The organism is Mesorhizobium sp. M7A.F.Ca.US.005.03.2.1 (assembly GCF_003997795.1).
Lineage (GTDB): Bacteria > Pseudomonadota > Alphaproteobacteria > Rhizobiales > Rhizobiaceae > Mesorhizobium > Mesorhizobium ciceri.
In genome coordinates this window covers 1-2,840 of the sequence record NZ_RZRP01000810.1, presented here as the reverse complement: position 1 = coordinate 2,840, position 2,840 = coordinate 1, and the positions used below count along the sequence as shown (strand labels likewise).

3 protein-coding genes are annotated in these 2,840 nt (G+C 63.0%); 1 reads left to right on the top strand and 2 read right to left on the bottom strand.

Annotation, left to right across the window (positions count from 1 at the left end; all coding sequences use genetic code 11):
* Positions 1-241: 241 nt before the first annotated feature.
* Together EN991_RS30705 and EN991_RS30700 are read right to left on the bottom strand one after the other, a co-directional pair.
* Positions 242-976 carry a 16S rRNA (uracil(1498)-N(3))-methyltransferase gene (locus tag EN991_RS30705; protein WP_127370156.1) on the bottom strand — a complete coding sequence of 245 codons (735 nt, stop codon included), beginning with the start codon at positions 974-976 and terminating at the stop codon, positions 242-244.
* A gap of 31 nt (positions 977-1,007) precedes the next feature.
* A complete protein-coding gene (locus EN991_RS30700; protein ID WP_127370155.1) occupies positions 1,008-1,655 on the bottom strand; it encodes a hypothetical protein in 648 nt (215 codons plus the stop codon).
* An 88-nt stretch (positions 1,656-1,743) separates the two neighbouring features.
* Here EN991_RS30700 and EN991_RS30695 point away from each other — a divergent pair, with 88 nt between their 5' ends.
* Positions 1,744-2,442, top strand: coding sequence for a type 1 glutamine amidotransferase (locus EN991_RS30695; RefSeq protein ID WP_027162214.1), 699 nt, complete (start codon positions 1,744-1,746; stop codon positions 2,440-2,442).
* Positions 2,443-2,840 lie beyond the last annotated feature (398 nt).

Here is a 2,840-nt window from a genome sequence, read left to right as displayed (position 1 = left end):
TGAACCCTCTGCACATGACCCCGAAAATCGGCTTTCGACTTTCGCCGGGATCATGTGCCCCAATGGAATGCTACAGTGTCCTTTGCACGTCCGAAAGGAGGCGGGCGCTGTAGGACGATCGGACGATCGCCGGCGCTAAATGGACGAAATGTCAGCAGACGATCAAGCGAAAAATCCTGAGCCACAGGTCAACAGGAATTGAACGTTACTCCGCTCTCCGTCCCTTGCAAGGGATGACGTCTCACCAGTCTCCGACTGTCGCCTGCATGACCGCGAGCGCGGCCACCGCCGCGGTGTCGGCGCGCAGGATACGCGGGCCGAGCGGAATGGCGGTGACGAAGGGCAGGGCGCGCAGCATCTTGCGCTCATCGTCGGAAAAGCCACCCTCCGGCCCGACCAGCAGCCCAAGCTTCTTTTCCTTGACCGCCTGCAGCGCGGCCAGCGGATTGTTGGTCGAAGCATCCTCGTCGCAGAAGATCAGCCGTCGCTCTGTGTCCCAGCCGGTCAACAGGCGGTCGAATTTTTCGGCTTCGCGCACCTGAGGCACCGCCAGGATGCCGCATTGCTCGGCGGCTTCGACGACATTGGCGCGCAGGCGATCGATCGACGGCTTGGCCACTTGCGTGTGCTGGGTAATGACCGGCTGCAGGATGCCGGCGCCCATCTCGACCGCCTTCTGCACGAGATAATCGAGCCGCCCCTGCTTCAGCGGCGCAAAGCAGTAGACGAGATCGGGCAGAGGCGGCTGCGGCCGCTGCAGCGCCGACACCTTCAGCCGCACCGCCCTTTTCGTCTTCGCCGATATGGCCGCCGACCACTCGCCGTCGCGGCCATTGAACACCAGGATTTCGGCGCCTTCGCCAAGCCGCAGCACATGCAGGAGATAGTGGCTCTGCTGTTGGCCGGCCTCGAATTCGATGTCCGGCGCGAGATCGTCGATCACGAACAGACGTTGCATTTTGTAATTGGCGCGCATCGCCGAGGAATGAGCGAGCCGGCCGCCGGCGTCAAGCCTCGGCGGTCGGATGCCACACCGGCCGAAAGCCGTGCCGCAGCACGCAGAGCGTCGTGGCCGGCGTCAGTAGCGAGAGTGTCTTGCTTTTGAGCATGTCGAAATCGTTGGGGTGCTGATATCCCGCAAAGGACCAGCGCAGTGCCTTGCCGCTACGCAGGGCATAAACAGTGCCGCCATCCGCAACCACGACGCCGTCCGGCAGGCCGGCAAGGTCTTCAACCGCAATCACCGGCGGCTTGCCGCCTGACGCCAGCCGCTCCTTGTGCAGCCGCTTGTCGACCATCGGCGCGCGCGGTTCGGCGATGCCGAAGGCTTCGCCGAAGCGGCCGACGAAATCCCTGGCCCGTTCGCGCTGGCAAAAGAAGCAGGGGCGATGCCCGGCCGCCAGTGCGGTCACCTCGTCGAGGAAGAACAGCTCGGTCCAGCCCGCTTTACCGCCCTTCCGGTTGCGGCCCATCGGTTCGCGCCGCACATTTCGGAATTGGCAGACGCAGATGATCCAGGCTTGAAGCGCCCAGCGCTTTTTCTTGAGCGTCTTCGTCTCGGGGTCGTGGATGATGCCGCGATTGCCGGTGAACATGCCGCGATCGGGCACCGCGTGGATGATACCGAACGGATCGACCCGGTTCTGCAGTGGCATAGTTTTCTCTCCGGACACGCATCTTGGCTGCAATGCGAGCGGCATGATATCGCTCGTCGCAGCTTTTTCATGTCAGCAGGGTTTTGCGATGCGGGTGCTGGTGGTCCAGAACTACGACAATACCGGCCTCGGCCAGGTCGGCGCAGCACTTGCGGAAGCGGGCGCCGATCTCGACCTGCGTCTCCCTTACAGGGGCGATCCCCTGCCGGATGACGCGGCCGGGCATGATGCCATGGTGGTGCTCGGCGGGGGCCAGAATGCGCTGGCCGACGATGAGTACCCCTATTTCCCGGCACTGCTCGAACTGACCCGCGACTTTGCCGACAAGGATCGCGCCGTGCTCGGCATCTGCCTAGGCAGCCAGCTCGTCGCTCGTGCCTTTGGTGGCGAGAACCGTATCGGCGGCGCCAATGAGTTCGGTTGGCACGGCGTGTCGCTGACGCCTGACGCCAAGGCCGATCCGGTGCTGGGCGCTCTGCCGGCAAAGTTCCCGATCTTCCAATGGCACGACGACACCTTCGTGTTGCCCGAAAACGCCGTGCGGCTTGCCGGCAACGATGTCGCCGAGAACCAGGCATTTCGCGTCGGCCGCGCCGTGTACGGTTTCCAGTTTCACTTCGAGGCCGACCGGCCGATGGTCAAGGACTGGAGCGCGTCCTTTGCCCCGACCATCGCTGCGCGCCATCCCGACTGGGCCGGCAAGCTCGATGGCGAAATGGCCCGCAACGGGCCCGATGCGGATGCCGCTGGCCTCGCCATTGCCCGGGCCTGGGTAGCGACCATCTGAGCGTTGGTCTCTCCGTACCCTCCAGCGTGACATAATTGGCACGCGGCGGTGAAACCGCCTGGGGAAAACGGTTTCATTCTTGGCTTGTGTCCGCCCGCCATCCTAGAAGGCGCGCGCTCTGCATCTTCTGTGCAACGGCTATGAACCTTTTGTGTGACCCGCGCGACACACCGTTGATACAGAACATGCCTAGAAGCGCAAAATCGTCGAAACTTTGAAGCGAATTCTCCGTTTCAACGCATTGGTAACCGCCTGGTGCACAGATGCAGAAAGCTCAACAAGAGATGACCTCCGTGAAAGCAGCGCTTCTGTCCTTTGCCATGTTGTCCGCCATCGTGCTGTGCGGTCTCGGCATCTATGCCGCCGACGCAGCCAACAACCACAACGCCGTCGACGGT